This is a genomic window from Flindersiella endophytica, from assembly GCF_054779015.1.
Genome location: NZ_BAAGYY010000024.1, coordinates 950,111 through 966,075 on the forward strand (window position 1 = coordinate 950,111; position 15,965 = coordinate 966,075).

General features: G+C 68.2%; 18 protein-coding genes and 2 tRNA genes. 11 read left to right on the plus strand and 9 right to left on the minus strand.

The features are described from left to right. Positions 1-61: 61 nt before the first annotated feature. From ACYVF6_RS32165 to leuC, 3 genes are all read right to left on the minus strand, one after another. Positions 62-319, minus strand: coding sequence for an SCO5555 family protein (locus ACYVF6_RS32165; protein WP_460526531.1), 258 nt, complete (start codon positions 317-319; stop codon positions 62-64). A gap of 245 nt (positions 320-564) precedes the next feature. Beyond that, the gene (gene leuD / locus ACYVF6_RS32170) at positions 565-1,176 is read right to left on the minus strand and encodes a 3-isopropylmalate dehydratase small subunit (protein WP_460526533.1); all 612 of its coding nucleotides are present in this window, start codon (positions 1,174-1,176) and stop codon (positions 565-567) included. Between the two features lie 21 nt (positions 1,177-1,197). After that, positions 1,198-2,613 (minus strand): 3-isopropylmalate dehydratase large subunit, encoded by a 1,416-nt coding sequence (leuC, locus tag ACYVF6_RS32175; protein WP_460526535.1) that lies wholly within the window; start codon positions 2,611-2,613, stop codon positions 1,198-1,200. 54 nt (positions 2,614-2,667) lie between these two features. On the opposite strand from leuC, the gene ACYVF6_RS32180 reads away from it, so the two are divergent. Beyond that, positions 2,668-3,393, plus strand: coding sequence for an IclR family transcriptional regulator (locus ACYVF6_RS32180; RefSeq protein ID WP_460526537.1), 726 nt, complete (start codon positions 2,668-2,670; stop codon positions 3,391-3,393). 72 nt (positions 3,394-3,465) lie between these two features. Here ACYVF6_RS32180 and ACYVF6_RS32185 read toward each other — a convergent pair whose 3' ends face one another. The 5 genes from ACYVF6_RS32185 to ACYVF6_RS32205 all read right to left on the minus strand — a co-directional run bounded on the left by ACYVF6_RS32185 (position 3,466) and on the right by ACYVF6_RS32205 (position 6,474). Further along, on the minus strand, positions 3,466-4,137 hold the full coding sequence (locus ACYVF6_RS32185; protein WP_460526539.1) for a class I SAM-dependent methyltransferase: 672 nt from the start codon (positions 4,135-4,137) through the stop codon (positions 3,466-3,468). Positions 4,138-4,282: 145 nt separating this feature from the next. Then, positions 4,283-4,921: a PadR family transcriptional regulator gene (locus tag ACYVF6_RS32190; protein ID WP_460526542.1), complete on the minus strand. Its 639-nt coding sequence runs from the start codon at positions 4,919-4,921 to the stop codon at positions 4,283-4,285. Positions 4,922-5,390: 469 nt separating this feature from the next. After that, positions 5,391-5,463 (minus strand) — tRNA-Glu (locus ACYVF6_RS32195). Positions 5,464-5,538: 75 nt separating this feature from the next. Further along, positions 5,539-5,610 (minus strand) — tRNA-Gln (locus tag ACYVF6_RS32200). Positions 5,611-5,694: 84 nt separating this feature from the next. Next, positions 5,695-6,474: a fumarylacetoacetate hydrolase family protein gene (locus ACYVF6_RS32205; RefSeq protein ID WP_460526544.1), complete on the minus strand. Its 780-nt coding sequence runs from the start codon at positions 6,472-6,474 to the stop codon at positions 5,695-5,697. Positions 6,475-6,670: 196 nt separating this feature from the next. Between ACYVF6_RS32205 and ACYVF6_RS32210 the strand changes: the two genes are divergently transcribed. The 7 genes from ACYVF6_RS32210 (at position 6,671) to ACYVF6_RS32240 (ending at position 12,936) form a co-directional block, all read left to right on the plus strand. After that, a complete protein-coding gene (locus ACYVF6_RS32210; RefSeq protein ID WP_460526546.1) occupies positions 6,671-7,624 on the plus strand; it encodes a hypothetical protein in 954 nt (317 codons plus the stop codon). A gap of 590 nt (positions 7,625-8,214) precedes the next feature. After that, positions 8,215-9,756, plus strand: coding sequence for a hypothetical protein (locus ACYVF6_RS32215; protein ID WP_460526548.1), 1,542 nt, complete (start codon positions 8,215-8,217; stop codon positions 9,754-9,756). Between the two features lie 40 nt (positions 9,757-9,796). Further along, positions 9,797-10,450, plus strand: a complete 654-nt coding sequence (locus ACYVF6_RS32220; protein ID WP_460526550.1) for a LysE family transporter — start codon at positions 9,797-9,799, stop codon at positions 10,448-10,450. A gap of 5 nt (positions 10,451-10,455) precedes the next feature. After that, positions 10,456-11,325, plus strand: coding sequence for a 3-methyladenine DNA glycosylase (locus ACYVF6_RS32225; RefSeq protein ID WP_460526552.1), 870 nt, complete (start codon positions 10,456-10,458; stop codon positions 11,323-11,325). An 18-nt stretch (positions 11,326-11,343) separates the two neighbouring features. Next, positions 11,344-12,180 carry a helix-turn-helix domain-containing protein gene (locus tag ACYVF6_RS32230; RefSeq protein WP_460526554.1) on the plus strand — a complete coding sequence of 279 codons (837 nt, stop codon included), beginning with the start codon at positions 11,344-11,346 and terminating at the stop codon, positions 12,178-12,180. Between the two features lie 47 nt (positions 12,181-12,227). Continuing rightward, positions 12,228-12,632 carry a VOC family protein gene (locus ACYVF6_RS32235; protein WP_460526556.1) on the plus strand — a complete coding sequence of 135 codons (405 nt, stop codon included), beginning with the start codon at positions 12,228-12,230 and terminating at the stop codon, positions 12,630-12,632. Positions 12,633-12,768: 136 nt separating this feature from the next. Then, a complete protein-coding gene (locus ACYVF6_RS32240; RefSeq protein WP_460526558.1) occupies positions 12,769-12,936 on the plus strand; it encodes a hypothetical protein in 168 nt (55 codons plus the stop codon). A 60-nt stretch (positions 12,937-12,996) separates the two neighbouring features. Here ACYVF6_RS32240 and ACYVF6_RS32245 read toward each other — a convergent pair whose 3' ends face one another. Next, a complete protein-coding gene (locus ACYVF6_RS32245; protein WP_460526560.1) occupies positions 12,997-14,760 on the minus strand; it encodes a proline--tRNA ligase in 1,764 nt (587 codons plus the stop codon). Positions 14,761-14,914: 154 nt separating this feature from the next. Between ACYVF6_RS32245 and ACYVF6_RS32250 the strand changes: the two genes are divergently transcribed. From ACYVF6_RS32250 to ACYVF6_RS32260, 3 genes are all read left to right on the plus strand, one after another. Beyond that, positions 14,915-15,070, plus strand: a complete 156-nt coding sequence (locus ACYVF6_RS32250; protein ID WP_460526562.1) for a ribbon-helix-helix protein, CopG family — start codon at positions 14,915-14,917, stop codon at positions 15,068-15,070. Then, the gene (locus ACYVF6_RS32255) at positions 15,067-15,450 is read left to right on the plus strand and encodes a VOC family protein (RefSeq protein ID WP_460526564.1); all 384 of its coding nucleotides are present in this window, start codon (positions 15,067-15,069) and stop codon (positions 15,448-15,450) included. Before ACYVF6_RS32250 ends, ACYVF6_RS32255 begins: the two co-directional genes overlap by 4 nt. 143 nt (positions 15,451-15,593) lie before the next feature. Beyond that, positions 15,594-15,965 (plus strand): helix-turn-helix domain-containing protein (locus tag ACYVF6_RS32260; RefSeq protein ID WP_460526566.1); only part of this gene is annotated, 372 nt, incomplete at its 3' end.

The following is a 15,965-nucleotide window of genomic DNA, read 5'->3' on the forward strand; positions in this document are numbered from 1 at the left end:
GCCTGCGCTCGATTCATGCGCACGTTAGGGAATGTAGCGCCATTACTCAACCACCGTGACATCAATGTTCCTTGTGTCGCGGCGTTTCGGAGTCGTTCTGGGCCTCTTCGGCGCTCTTCAGCTCCGCCAGCAGGCCCTGCAACCGACGTCGCGCGGAGGCCAGATCATGCTTGCTGGCACTGGCGATTACGAGCAGCTTGCGGGTCAGGCGGGCCCGCTCGTCAGGGCTCACAACGGCCTCGCGAAGCCGTTTCGTCGCCGCCTTCAACATGTGGGCGAGATCGACGAAATCCCTTTGTGTATTGGGATCCTCGGACACAGCGCCACTATGACAGACGACGACGGCGGGTGCTTCGCGAGGGTGTCTCGCAAAGCACCCGCCGTCGTTCTGGCGAGTTCTTCCTGGGCTTCTGACCGCCGGTTCGACCCGGCTCCGGCGGCCCTTCGGATGCCCTAGGAGGCAAGGGATCTGAGTTCTCAGAAAATCCTTACGTGAGGTCCGTCACACTCCGTTCAGTATCGGCGTGTTGAAGGCCCTCAAAGCCGCCTTCAGGCCCTCTCTGCCTACTTCTGGGCCGGCAACGTGGTCGGACGAAGGGCCGATCGCGAAGCCTCGTAGGTGTCGATGAGGTGCTCGTGCCCAAGCGTGATGCCGATGTCGTCGAGACCTTCGATCAACCGCCAACGGGTGTAGTCGTCGATGTCGAAGCTGTCGCGTACGGCCGTCTCGCCCTCGCCCGCAAGGATCTGGCGGGCCTCCAGATCGACGGTGACCCCGAGGTCGGGGTTGTCCTCGATCAGGTCCCACAGGCGTTCGACGACCTTCTGGTCGACCACAGCCGCCAGCAATCCGGCCTTGCCCGCATTTCCGCGGAAGATGTCCCCAAATCGGGACGAGATCACTACCTTGAACCCGTAGTCCTGCAAGGCCCAGACCGCGTGCTCGCGGGACGAGCCGGTGCCGAAGTCGGGCCCGGCGACCAGGACCGACACACCCTCGTGCTCGGGCTTGTTGAGCACGAAGCTGTCGTCCTTGCGCCACGCGGCGAACAGCCCGTCGCCGAAGCCCGTCCGCGTCACGCGCTTGAGGTAGACGGCCGGAATGATCTGGTCGGTGTCCACGTTGCCGCGCCGCAGCGGCAGGGCCTTGCCCGTGTGAACGGTGAACTTGTCCATGTTCTGCTGCTCCGGTTGAACTCAGACCGCGGCGGAGCGCGGCAGGTCGGCAGGGGATGCGAGCCGGCCGACGACGGCGGTCGCGGCGGCCACGAGCGGCGAGACCAGGTGGGTGCGCCCACCTTTGCCTTGCCGGCCTTCGAAGTTGCGGTTGGACGTCGAGGCGCTCCGCTCGCCGGGTGCGAGCTGGTCGGGGTTCATCCCCAAGCACATCGAGCATCCGGCACCGCGCCACTCCGCCCCGGCTTCCTTGAAGATCACGTCGAGGCCCTCGGACTCGGCCTGCAGGCGTACCCGGCCGGAGCCGGGAACGACCAACATGCGCACGTTGTCGGCGACCTTGTGCCCCTGGATCACGTCAGCGGCAGCGCGTAGATCTTCGATCCGCCCGTTGGTACACGAACCCAGGAACACCGTGTCGACGGCGATCTCGCGCATGGGGGTACCGGCTTCGAGGCCCATGTACTCGAGCGCACGCTCGGCAGAGACCTTGTCGCCGTCCTCCTCGAAGTCGGACGGGCTCGGCACACTCGCGGCCAGCGGAACGCCTTGCCCGGGGTTGGTTCCCCAGGTGACGAACGGGGTCATGGTGCTGGCGTCGAGGACGACCTCGCGGTCGAACTCCGCGTCCGGGTCGGTGATGAGGCCGCGCCAGTACTCCACTGCCGCGTCCCAGTCCTTGCCCTTGGGCGCGTGCGGACGGTCCTTCATGTACGCGAACGTGGTCTCGTCGGGCGCGATCATGCCCGCCTTGGCGCCCCACTCGATCGACATGTTGCAAACCGTCATGCGGCCTTCCATCGACAGCGAGCGGATGGCCTCGCCGCGGTACTCCACGACGTAACCCTGTCCGCCGCCCGTGCCGACGGTCGCGATCAACGTGAGTACAAGATCCTTCGCCGTCACGCCGGGCGGCAGGATGCCGTCGACGGTGACCGCCATGGTCTTGGGGCGCGCCTGCGGCAGGGTCTGCGTGGCGAGGACGTGCTCGACTTCGCTGGTGCCGATGCCGAACGCGAGCGCGCCGAACGCGCCGTGGGTGGAGGTGTGCGAGTCGCCGCACACGATGGTCATGCCCGGCTGGGTGAGGCCGAGTTGCGGACCGACCACGTGGACGATGCCTTGGTCGTTGTCACCCAGCGGGTGTAGCCGGACGCCGAACTCTTCGCAGTTGCGGCGAAGGGTCTCTACCTGGGTACGGGAGACCAGATCGGCGATCGGCTTGTCGACGTCGATGGTCGGAACGTTGTGGTCCTCGGTCGCAATCGTCAGATCGGGCCGACGGACACGGCGACCGGCCAGCCGCAGGCCGTCGAACGCCTGGGGGCTGGTCACCTCATGGATAAGGTGAAGGTCAATGTAGAGGAGGTCCGGCTCGCCGTCTTTGCGGCGGACCACATGCTCCTGCCAGACCTTCTCCGCGAGGGTGGTGCCCAATTTTGTTTTCCCTCCAGACTTGCGTCTCGCATCCCGAGACGGCAATATCGAACCATGGACAACTCTAGCGGAGTCGGCGTACTTGACAAGGCGGCCTTGGTCCTGGGAGCCCTGGAAGCGGGTCCAGCCACACTGGCCAGCCTCGTACAGGTGACCGGATTGGCCCGGCCGACTGCGCACCGCCTGGCGGTCGCTTTGGAACACCATCGCCTGGTAGCGCGCGATATGCAAGGGCGCTTCGTCCTTGGCCCACGGCTGGCTGAGCTCGCCGCCGCGGCGGGCGAAGATCGTTTGCTGGCAGCCGCCGGGCCGATCCTGGCGCGACTCCGGGACATCACAGGGGAATCGGCACAGCTCTTCCGCCGGCAGGGCGACATGCGGGTGTGCGTCGCGGCTGCCGAGCGGCCGACCGGCCTGCGCGACACCATTCCGGTGGGCACTCAACTGACCATGCATGCCGGGTCGGCGGCGCAGATACTGCTGGCGTGGGAGGAACCCGAGCGGCTGCACCGCGGCTTGCAGGGCGCGAAGTTCTCCGCGGCGACGCTTGCCGCCGTACGCCGGCGTGGGTGGGCGCAGAGCGTCGGCGAGCGGGAGGCCGGCGTCGCGTCGGTGTCGGCGGCGATCCGTTCCCCTTCGGGAAAAGTCGTCGCGGCCGTGTCGGTGTCCGGGCCGATCGAACGGCTTTCGCGCCAGCCGGGCAGGATGCACGCGCCTGCCGTGATGGCGGCGGCCGAGCGGTTGTCCGAGGCGCTTCGGCGAGCGGCGGCCGACACTTGAAGAGGTTGAGCCCTCAGGCGTAGGTCGCGCCGGGCCTCGGAGCTTCTCTCCGAGCCCGGCGCGTTTGTTTTCTCAGGCGGGCTTGGTCAGGCGGATCTCCATGCCGATGCCTTCGCTGTGGATCTCGCAACCACCGAAGGCGCTCTGGGCGGCGAGCGTCTCGAATCTCTCCCGGGAGAAGGCCCGGTGCCGTAGGCCGGTGAGGGCAGTCCTGGCGAAGAAGGCGCTCAAGCGGCCGGCACCCATGCCTCGTACCTCCGCGTCGATGTCGGCGTTCGTGGCTTCCTTCCTCATGTCCTGGATCACCGCCGTGGCGCCGGGGCGGAGCACGCGGTGCATCTCGTTCAGCGTCTTCAGGGGTTCGGTGAAGTTCTTGAACGCCGCCTGGCAGACGATCAGGTCGAACGAGCCGTCTCCGAACGGAAGATCGGCCGCGTTGCCCTGGTGGAAGTCGACCCTGACGGCCTCCTTGCGCGCGTAGTCGCCGGCGATCTGGACGAAGGTGTGGCTGATGTCCAGGCCGACGACGTTCAGGCCGCGACGGGCCAGCTCGACGGCGTGGTAGCCGGGACCGGGCGCGATCTCCAGAACGTCAGCGCCGGCAGGGAGTTCGGCGGCGAGCTGCTCGGCGGACTTGCGTACGGCCTCGAGCTGGCTGGCCGAGGCCCGTAGCTTGGCATAGCCGCGGGCGATCGGGCCCTCCATCTCACGGCGGCGCGGGCGCTTGGTCGGTGTGGTGTTCATGTGGGTTCTCCGGCTTTCTGGGAGCGCCCGGTTACGCTTGCCTCTGCCTAGTAGGCCCTCGTATCCGGGCTTCGCGTTCGGTTGTCGGGGTCGGCCCCGGCGGGGTGTTGCCGCACCTCGCTGGGGCTGTTTCTCTTTCGCTGTTTCAGCTGTGCCTCTCGGCCAGCTCGACGAGCTCGGGTGGGAGCTCGCCCTTCTCGTGCCAGTCGCGCCAGGCGTCGAGGCCGGGGAACGTACCGTCGGCCAACTCGCCAAGCAGGGCACGGATCCAGTCGGCCTCGGCCTGGCGGATGGCGAGGTCGTACTCCACCTCGATGAGAAACAGGCGTGGAATTTCGTCGTTGTACTTCGCGTGCGCTTCGCGTTCGGCGGCCAGCTCCTCGTCGATCTGGGCGAGGCGCTGACCCAGCAGGCGAATCAGCTCGTCCGGGTGGAGCACGGCGACGACCGACAGGGCTGCCTTGAAGCGTGGCAGCTCGGGCTCGGGGGTGGAGACGAGCTCGCGTACCCAGTCCTCGAGCTCTTCCTTGCCGGCGTCGGTGATGCGGTAGATCGTGCGCTCGGGGCGCGCACCCTCGCGGCTGCTCTCGACCTGCGCGATGAACTCGTGCTTCTCGAGATTCTGGACGACGGTGTACAGCGAGCCCCACTTGATCTTCATGTCCTGCTCCTTGCCGTGGGAGCGGAGCATCGAGGCGATCTCGTACGGGTGCATGGGGCGCTGGACGAGCGTGGAGAGGATGGCGAGCGCCATCAGATTGCTGACCTTGCGTCGCTTGGCCATGTGTTGTCGACGCCACCCTTTCCTCGTTCACGGTTACTCGTCCACGAGTATATGGGTACGAGCGACGCCCCGCAAGCCCACCGGGTCGAGGGCAACATGAGGGCGGGAGCCAACAGCGCCAGCGAGCAGACCGCATCGCCCTGTGAGCCATGCGGCGGGACGTGAGTGACCATCGGCCGATCGACACCGGAGAAGCCCCAGACGGACGCCCTGGACGCACCCAGGCACCCACCCTGCGACGCCGACGTGGCGGGGGCGGCGGAGAGTTGTCGGGCGACCCATCGAAGGGCCGGCGAGCGCAGCAGGAGTAAGCCGAGGCAGATGTGGCGCGGGGTTCGGGGGTCGTCGCCACGGCACCGCATCAGCCGAGGCAGACGTCGCGCCACGCGGGGGTCCGGGGGTCGTCCCCCGGTATAAACGCGGAAGCGAAAAAGGCGGAGCGTGCATCCGCACACTCCGCCTATTCGCGTAGCCCCGACGGGATTCGAACCCGCGCTACCGCCTTGAGAGGGCGGCGTGCTAGGCCACTACACAACGGGGCCATGACCTTGCACTTACCTCTACGCCTTATCCGGCGCTGCTGGACTCTACCGGATGTACCGGAAGCGTCCAACGCGCTGGGGTACCAGGACTCGAACCTAGACTAACTGGGCCAGAACCAGTCGGGCTGCCAATTACCCCATACCCCATCGCCTCGCCGTGCTGCGCGAGCCTCGTAGAGAATACCCGAGGCCTGCCGGCGAACCCAACCGGGTTGCCTTTGGCGGCGAACCTCAGCCCTGACCTGTCACCCGGTTGGTCAGCGTGCCCACTCCCTCGACCGTCACCGACACCTCGTCGCCGACCTGCATGGGGCCGACGCCGGCGGGCGTTCCAGTCAGGATCACATCGCCGGGCAGCAGGGTCATGACGGAGCTGACGTACTCGATGAGGTACGGAATGTCGAAGATCAGCTGCGACGTGCGTCCCGACTGCCGGGTCTCGCCGTTGAGCGTGGTGGTCAGCGCGATGTCCTCGGCGTCCAGTTCCGTGACGATCCACGGGCCGAGCGGGCAGAACGTGTCGAAGCCCTTGGCGCGCCACCACTGGCCGTCCGGCTTCTGCAGGTCGCGCGCGGTCACGTCGTTGGCGCAGGTGTAGCCGTAGATGACTTCGTTGACGCGCTCGGCGGGTACGTCGCGGCAGATGCGGCCGATGACGACGGCGAGCTCGCCTTCGTAGTGGAGGTTCTGCGTCTGGTCGGGATAGACGATGCCGTCCAGCGGCCCGACGACCGAGGTGTTCGGCTTGAGGAAGATCAGCGGGCTCTGCGGGACTTCGTTGCCGAGCTCCGCGGCGTGCTCGGCGTAGTTGCGGCCGACGCCGATCACTTTGCTGCGCGGGATGACCGGCGCCAGCAGCCGTACGTCGGCGAGCGGGAACTTCTCGCCGGTCGGCTGCACTTCGCGATAGAGCGGATCGCCCTCGACGACCGAGATCACGGCCGGCTCGGGCTCGCCTTCGACCACGCCGAAGTGGATATCGTCGCCAACGCTGAACCGTGCGATGCGCAAGTCGTCCTGCCTTCTTCGAACCGTCTACGAGCGTTCGGCAGCTTACCCTCACCGCCGCGGTGCTCCAGCCTTCGCACCCAAGCAGGCAAGGCGATCCGGTGGCCGCCCGTGGCCGATTCCCCTCCACAGGTTGGCGATTTCCACAGCTTTCGACGCCCCACTCGCGATCTTGGCCGGAATCGTCCACTCTTCCCGCATGCCCTCGCACGCATCGCACCACCAGCCACCCGACCGGCTCGACGCCCTGATCCGTCGCTCCGGCGGCGTCGTCCGTGTCGCCGAACTGGTGCGCTGCGGCGCGGGCAGCGCCGAGTCCGACTGGCCGCCGGTCTGGCGCAAGCTCCTGCCCGGTGTCGTGTTCACCGCCGAACGCACCCCGACCGTACGAGACCGCAGGCGCGCGGCCCTCCGATACGCCGGAGCGGGCGCGTTGCTGACCGGTCTCACCGCCCTGCGCCTGCACGGCATGCGACGCCTGCCCGTCGAATGGGAGGTCCACCTGCTCACACCACCTCGCCGAAGAAGGACATCCACCGCCTACGTCGTCGTCCAGCGCTCCAGCCGCCGGATGCCGGCCCACCGTTGGAAGGACGGCCTCCCGTGCACGCTCCCGGCCCGTGCGGTAGTCGACGCCGTACGCCGGCTGAAAGGAGCGGACGTGATCCATGCGCTGCTGAAGCAGGCCAGCGCGCACCCACGGTGCACAGTGGGCGAACTCGCCAACGAACTCCGCCTCGCAGACGGCCGCGGTCTCCGCCTCCCCCGCCACGTCTTCGGCGAGTTCTGCGAGGGCGCCCGCCTGACCGCACGTGGCAACCTCCGCTCCATGCTCGAACGCGCCCGCCTACCGCCGGCCGTGTTCGAGCCCGACCTCCCCGGCCGTCCAGTGGCCTGGTGGCCCGACCGCGGCGTGGCCGTAGCCCTCGACACCTCCGGCTGGTCCCTGACCGCGGACTCCGCCCTCGCCGTACGCGCCGAAACCCACCGCCTGTCGAGCCAAGCCGGCCTCACGGTCGTCCGCGTGGTGCCGGAGGAGTTGAGCTGCCGCCCCGCCGCCGTACTCACCACCGTCTCCACTGCCGTCCTCACCCCGGTGGCCACCACCGCCTGGCACGAACGCAGACCCGAACAGAGAAAGGAGTGCGCATGAGCAACCACAGCTAGCCGCCGCCCGCCGGCCGCGCACAAGCAAAGCCGCACCGCTGGCCAGACCACCGTGCCCGCGTAGCTGCACCACGCGAGCGACGGCACCCGGCGCTCATCCGAGCGCAAAGCAGCACTGCCATCGACGAACGCACCTCGCTCCTCAACGGGACAAGCGCCATCCGCCACTGCCATGGCGGCCGCCCTCCGCGCACCACCAGAGCCGTGACTGCGGGGCACCGCCAGCGGCCGCACCATCGCGGCCACACACCATCGCGGCCGCAGTACCGCCGGCCGTTGACCTGCCGGACCTCCACCCGCGCAGGCGGCGGCGCCGGCGCTCATCCGAGCGCGAAGCGAGCGGTGCCGGCTACGACCGCACGCCGCTGTCCAACCGGACAAGCGCATCCGCCACGGCCGCTCGGCGGCACCATCTGCCATCGCGGGCCTGCGTCAGGGATCGGGCAGAGTCTGCGCGGTCGGAGAGGTTGGATGGGAGCCAGCGGGTGGGTCGGCCCGCCCGAACCGAGGAGGGTGATGGCACATCTGGTGGTGACTCTGGCGGTGGATCCGCGCGGAGTCTTGGTGCGATGGCGGTTGGACGATGCCGTAGTCAACGCCGGCGAGCCGCTCGGACAGCTGCCCCTCTCCATCGCCGGAGCGCCCACGCTCCAACTCGAGGATGGTGCCGTGTCGGCGACGGACGAGGGTGGGCCTGTCCCGCTCGCCGCACAGACGATCGACGGCGAGGGTGGCGAGCCCCAACGCTGTTGGTGTGTCGAGCGCTCGACCGTCGGACCAGTCGAGGTGTCGTATCTGGCGGAGCCCGTCATCGCGGAGCCACGACCCGCGACCCCGCCGCTCGAGCTTCGCGGGGAAGGTGTCGGACTCTCGGGGGCTCTGAAGTGCTTCCTGGTACTTCCGCCCGCACCGGAGGACCTCACGTTCGAGTTGCGCTGGGACAGACCCGCCGGGCGAGACGGCGTCCCCGGCAGCTGGATGGCCGTCTCCAGCCTGGGTGAGAGCGACAGCGGGCTGACAGGCACAGGGCTGGAGCTCCTGGGCGACACATACGTCATGTGCGGCGACCTGACAGGCCACCATCACCGCGATGGTGAGCTGTCGACCTGGTGGCTGACCGCTCCAGGTATCGACGTCGAGGCCTTCGCCACGCGGCTGGGACGGACATACCAGGTGATGTCCGAGGCGTTCGGCGCACCGGCGCATCCTTACCGCGTCTTCCTGCGCACGCACCCGCACCGAGGCGTCAACGCCTCCGCCCACCCGGCGTCCTTCGTGATGGCGATGAACCCCGCCAATCCGCCCGACGAGGCGTCGCTGTACGAAACGATCGCCCACGAGCTCGTCCACGAATGGCTACGCCTGGACGGCCCGGCCGAAGACGTGACCTGGTTCGTCGAAGGGGCGGCCGACTACTACTCGCTCGTTCTTCCGTTCCGCGAAGGCATGCTCGAGGAGGAAGCGTTCCTGGGTGCGGTCAACCTCGAGGCCCGGGAGTGCTACGCGAATCCCCGTCGCGACCTCACGATCCGGGAGGCACAGCAGCAGTTCTTCTCGGACTTCCTCGCGCACAGGCTTCCCTACGCACGCGGCATGTTCTACCTGGCAGATCTGGACGAACGCCTCCGGCGGGCGACCTCCGACCGCCAGTCCGTCGACGACATCGTCCGTGCAGTCGTACGACGCCGGCGGACCGGCGAACGCGTCGGTGTCCAGGAGTGGTGCGCCAGCGTCGAGGACGTGTTGCCCGGCGCCGAGATGCCGATCCTCGACGCCCTGGTTCTCACCGGCGGAGAGGTAGCCGGGAAGGACTGCTTCGGACCACGGTTCGAAAGCAAGGAGGTCCAGGTGCCGGTACTCGACGTGGGATTCGACCCGTCCACGTTCCTGACGCGCCGGGTCCGAGGGCTGGTCCCTGGTGGAGCCGCCGACCGCGCCGGCCTCCGCGAGGGCGAGACCATCGACCTGCCGAGGTACCCCGAGATCGTTCGCCTGAACGCCGGCGACGTACTCGACATCGGTGTGAGCCGCGACGGCGAGACAACCCGGATCGCCATTCCCCTCACCGGCGAGACGGCACGGGTGCCGCAATGGTTCAGGCGGGTCGGATCGGCTTAACCAGTTGCCTTGTCCCGCCGGGCCCGGCGACGCTTGGGCGATGCGTGACGTAGCGATCGGCATCAGCTTGGGGTTCTTCGTGGCCCTGCAACTTGGCCCCATGTCCCTGTTCCTGATTCGATCCACGTTGCGTTCCGGCGTTCAGGTCGGCCTTGCGATCGGCGCGGGCGTGGCGTGCATCGATGCCGCCTACGCCGCGCTCGGGGCGGCCGGCGCTGCTCCCCTGCTCACCATCGATGCGCTGCGGATCGGCCTGGGCATCGCGGGTGCGGTGGTGTTGCTCGCGATCGGGATCAGAACGTTGCACAGTGCGTTCCGCGTACGCGCCGGGCTCGAGACGGCTGCTGAGGTGGCGAGCCCCCGCCGGGCGTTCCTCACCTCGGTCGCCGGCACCGCGTCGAACCCGCTCACCATCGCGTCGTGGGCCGCTGTGTTCGCCGCGGCGCAGACCGGGGCGAACGCGAGCCCCGTGCCGATGGTGACCGGTGTCGGGATCGGCAGTCTCGCCTGGATGAGCGTTCTCGCCGGCATTGTCGCGGTCACGCGGCGGGCGGCCGGGCCGCGGATCATCCGGATCGCGGACGTGCTGGCCGGGCTCGGCATGATCGCGTTCGCCGGGTTGCTCGGAGTACGCACGGTTCACGCCGCCATCCCCGCCCCGGCAGAGCCCGCTGGCAGTCCCGCCGTACCGTGAAATGCGTGAACGCCATCCTCGACGAGTCCGCCTGGCACGCCCGCCGCGCGGCGCACGAGCGGCGGGTCGACGCCTGGATCGGGCCGCACCTCGAGCGCGCCCGGCGCGGCGAGGCGCATCCCGTCGAGGACTTCCTGTTCACCTACTACTCCCACCGCCCGGCGAGGCTCCGCCGCTGGCACCCAGGCTGGGGCACGACACTCCAGGGCGAGACAGCCCGCGAGTTCACGGCCCGCAAGGGCTACGTCGAGACTCCACGAGGCGTCACCCTCGACCACGCCTACGCCGTCGAACGTAAGGACAGCATCCGCTGGACCCACCGCCTGCTCGAAGCAACCCTCTCCCGCCCGGCCCACTTCGGCTGCTTCGGTCTGCACGAGTGGGCGATGGTCTACCGCCAGCAGGCAGAAGAGGTACGCCACAACGCCTGGCCGCTCCGCCTCGGTCCAGCCGAAACCGACCGAACGGTCGAACAGCACCGCATCCGCTGCTCCCACTTCGACGCGTTCCGCTTCTTCACCGATGACGCCCGCCCGCGCAACACCCTGCAGCCACGCCGCGGCACCCAGGCCGACCTCGAGCAGGGCGGCTGCCTGCACGCCAACATGGACATCTACAAGTGGGCGTACAAACTCGCCCCGCTCGTACCCTCCGAACTCGTCGCCGACAGCTTCGAGCTCGCCAGGCAGATCCGTACGCTCGACATGCGCGCCTCGCCGTACGACCTCAGCGCGCTCGGCTACCCGCCCGTCCGGATCGAAACAGCCGATGGCAAGGCGATCTACGCCAGGCAGCAGCGCGCCTTCGCCGACCGCGCCCGCGAGCTGAGGCAGCGCCTGCTGACCCACTGCGACCAGCTGCTCGAGGCCCTGTAACCGGTCTACCCTGGTCAGATGCGATCCCTCGCCCGCCCACCGCGAACACCGGCGCTGATCCCGTTCGTCCGCCGGCTGGGCTACAGCGAGGACGCCGTACCCCACCGGCACGAGATGATCTTGCCCGGCGGCGGTCAGGACCTGATGATCAACCTCTACGACGACCGCTTCTGGGCGTACGAGAAGACGAACGCGCACGGCGTCCCCATCGGAAGCGAGATCTCCGGTATCGGATTCGGCGGCGCCAGCCACCAGCCCACGGTCGCCGACACCGGCGACATGCGCACGATCCTCAGCATCAACTTCACCTTCGGCGGGGCGTACCCCTTCTTCGGCGCACAGGCCGCCGAGACCGCCGGCCGCCTCGTCGATGCCGGTGCTCTCTGGGGACGAGCTGCCCACGAGTTCCGCGAACGCCTGCTGGAAAGCCCGACGCCCGACAGCCGGCTCGACCTGGCCGAGGCGTTACTGGCCGACCGGCTCCTCAACTCCACGGCCGGGCGCGAGTGGGAGCCCGACCCCGCGATCGGCTACGCCGTCAAGGCGCTCGAGCACGGCTCGGCCGTCAGAACCGTCGTCGACGACCTCGGATGGACGCCGAAACGGTTCGTCCGGGACTTCACCGAGCAGCTCGGCCTGCCGCCGAAGCGGTTCGCCCGGGTCCGCAGGCTGCAGCGCGTCCTCACCTCGATCGAGGGCGTCCAGGACCCGGACTGGGCTCGCGTCGCCTGCGAGCACGGATTCTTCGACCAGGCCCACTTCGTCAACGACTTCAAGTCGCTCACCGGCCTCACTCCCACCGCGTACGTCCCCCGCGGGCCCGGTGAGCACAACCACGTGCCGCTCACCGGCTGACCATTTTCTCCAAGCCCGCAACACCCCCACCGGCCCAAGATGAGAGCATGACCGACTCAACGAAGGCCGCACTGCAACCCCGCCTGGTGATCCGCGGCGCGAGCCAGGCGATCGAGTTCTACCGGCACGTGTTCGGCGCCAAGGAGATCTCGAGGTACGCCGACAACCAGGGCAAGATCGCCCACGCCGAGCTCGCGATCGGCGACGCGCACTTCAACCTCAAGGACGAGAACGGCGACAAGTCGCCGCTCACGATCGGCGGCTCGCCGGTGCTCCTCTATCTCCACATCGACGACGTCGATGCCGTAGCCGAGCGCATGACGCAGGCCGGCGCCACCGTGGTCTACCCCATCGCCGACAACGAGGAGGGCGGTCGCGGCGGGCGGCTGCGAGACCCGTTCGGCCACATCTGGATGATCTCCGAGGCGCCGTCCGGTTCAGGTCAGGCCTGACTCGCAGTCGAACCTCCGGAGAAGCCCCTCCGTGTGTTGCTGTGTCGCAGCTCGGTTGACAGGGAGGGAACGAGCATGAACGTCATGCGCTTTGGGCGCCGGATGCTGGTGTCGAGCCTGGCGGTGGGGGCCGCGGTTGTCGGTATCACCGGGACCGCCACCGCGGGCCGGCAGCTGTCTGGCCACCTACACCGGCTTCCTGTCGTTCAAGGAGCTCTGGAAGACGATTTCGAACGAGCCGCAGGCGTTCCATCTGCGCGTCCACAACGTCGAGTACGCCGACAACGGTGCGATCAGGGGATAGCTGGCAGCGCAACCGAAGTAGGCCGTGCCGTGGCCAGGGAGCGCCCACGGCACACGCTCCCTAGCCGCGGATCGCCTCCAGCAACTGCTCGACGGCCTGGTCGAGATCGACGTCGATCCGCTCGGAGGTGCGCCGGTCCTTGATCTCGACCTTGCCGTCGACGATCCGCCGGCCGCACACCACGATCGTGGGTACGCCGATCAGGTCGGCGTCGTTGAACTTCTCGCCCGCACTCGCACCACGCCGATCGTCGAGCAGTACAACGACCCCGCGGGCGGACAGCTCCTCAGCCAGCCGCTCCGCGGCCTCGAACGGTTCACCGCTCTTGCCGGTAGCGACGATGTGGATGTCGGCCGGGCTGACCTCGCGCGGCCAGACCAGTCCCTTGCCGTCGTGGTTGTTCTCGGCGATGACGCCGAGCAGCCGGCTGATGCCGATGCCGTACGAGCCCATCGTCACCACAACCTGCTCGCCGTTCTCGTCGAGCACCTTGAGGTCGAACGTCTCGGCGTACTTGCGCCCGAGCGCGAAGATGTGCCCGATCTCGATGCCGCGGGCCATCGTCAACGGCGCCTTGCAGCGCGGACACGGGTCGCCCTCCCGGATCTCCGCCGCGAGGATCGTGCCGTCCGGCTCGAAGTCGCGCTCGGCGGTCAGGTCGACGACGTGCTTGCCGGGCTCGTTGGCGCCGGTGACCCAGCGACTGCCGCGAACGATCCGCGGGTCGACGAGGTACCGGATGCCCTTCGCCTCACCCAGCGCCTGCGGCCCGATGTAGCCGCGGACGAGCTCCGGCAGCGCCGCGAAGTCGTCATCGGTCAGCGGCTGATGCGTCGCGGGATAGAGCTGTGCGTCCAGGCGCTTGCCGTCGACCTCCCGGTCGCCGGGTACGCCGATCACGAGCACCGACGTCTCGCCGGTCGGCGACAGGACCTTCACCGCGACGTTCTTCAACGTGTCGGACGCCTGCCAGGGGCGGTCCGCCCGCTTCAGCGCCGGGCGCGAGTTGAGCAGGTCGACCAGTGTCTGGATCGTCGGCGTGTTCGGCGTGTCCTCGACATGCGCGTCGGGCAGCCCGTCCAACGGCGTCGGATCCGGGATCGGCACCTCGACCGCCTCCGTGTTACTGGCGTAGTCGCAGTCGGTGCAGCGAACGTAGGTGTCCTCGCCCACGTCGGCGGGCGCCAGGAACTCCTCACTCAGCGAGCCGCCCATCGCGCCGGAGATCGCGCGCACGATGACGTACTCGACGCCGAGCCGGTCGAACGTCTTCTGGTACGCCACCCGGTGCTTGCCGTACGACTCGACCAGCCCGTCGTCGTCGACGTCGAAGGAGTAGGAGTCCTTCATCGCGAACTCCCGCCCGCGCAGGATGCCTGCCCGCGGCCGCGCCTCGTCGCGGAACTTCCACTGGATCTGGTAGATCGACAGCGGCAGGTCGCGATAGGAGGTGTAGAGGTCCTTCACCAGCAGGGCGAAGATCTCCTCGTGGGTCGGGCCGAGCAACATGTCGTTGCCCCTGCGGTCCTTGATCCGGAAGATGTCGTCGCCGTACTCCGTCCAGCGATTCGTCTTTTCGTACGGTTCGCGCGGCAGCAACGCCGGCAGGTGGATCTCCTGGAAGCCGGCGGCGTCCATCTCCTCGCGTACGACGCGCTCGACGTTGCGGTAGGCGCGCCAGCCGAGCGGCAGCCAGGAGTAGATGCCGGGAGCGGTCCGCCGGACGTAGCCGGCGCGGACGAGCAGGCGGTGGCTTGGCACTTCGGCGTCGGCAGGATCCTCGCGCAGGGTTCGCAGGAACATTGTCGACATCCGCAGGATCACGGCGCACTCCTCGTCGCGCGGTGCAGGGAACCGGCCGGAGTCGGCGCGGTTTTCAGGAATCGCTTGAGAATACCTACCACTCGCGCAGAAATGGAAACGGGTTTGTCCACGCCACCCGCGTAGCGTGACGGCGCCCGTTGCTAGCATTCTAGCCATGGCAGCGCCACAGAAAGTGCAGTTCAACGTCTACCTGCCGCGCGAGCTCGTGACGCGGGTCAAGCATCGCGCGATCGACGAGCAGCTCTCGCTCAGCGTCCTGGTCGAACGCGTACTGCAGGACTATCTCGACGAAAAGGAGGCGACTCGATGATCTCCGCCTGCCCGATCCGCTACACGGACAAGATGCCGCAGATGCGGGCATTCCTTGAAACCCTGGGTTTCCAGCCGCGCATCTCCGCGGACGCGGGGAACTGGGTCGACTTCAACAGCAGCGCGCAGGGTCTGGTCGCGCTGCACGAGGCGCCCGCCGACCAGGCCGGCACCGACGAGCTCGCGTTCGAGACCGACGAGCCGCTCGAGACGTTGTGCAAACGCCTGCAGGACGCGGGATACGCCGACGCGCGCATCATCGACGAGTCGTACGGCCACTCCTTGCAGGTCACCGATCCCGACGGCCGGGTCGTCTACGTCAACCACCGTTCCGACGACATGTACGGCTACCACCGCGTCCCGCCGCCGGCCACCGAATGAGCCTTTTTCATCGTGGCTTGGGGTGTGCTGGTGCGTGACGTAGCAAGGCCCTCCCGGTAGTTGAGGTGATTGTCGAAGTCACATCGTGCCGGGAGGGCCTCGTGTTGTCTTGTCCTGCCAGTTTGGCGTTGCCGGGTGAGTATGTGTCCTTCCTTGCTGGGCTGATCGGTGGGCACCAGAAGGCGATCGGGTCGCGGTGGCGGCGGCTGAGCCCGGGCAGGCAGGCGCTGCTGGTGTTGGTGCACCTGTTCAAGAACGAGCCGTTTGAGCAGGTCGCGGACGCGTTCAAGGTCGGCACCGCTACGGCATGGCGGTACGTCCAGGAAGGAGTCCGGCTGCTGGCCGAGCAGGCACCCAGCCTGCTCGAGGCGCTGTGGCAGCAGGCGTGGTCGAAAAACAACTTCGTGTTCTTGGATGGCACGCCTGTGCCGATCGACCGGGTAACCGGCGTCCCTGACCCGCCGGCACCGGCCGATGCCGGCAAGGGCCAAGTGGCGCGGGTCAAGGCCGCCAAA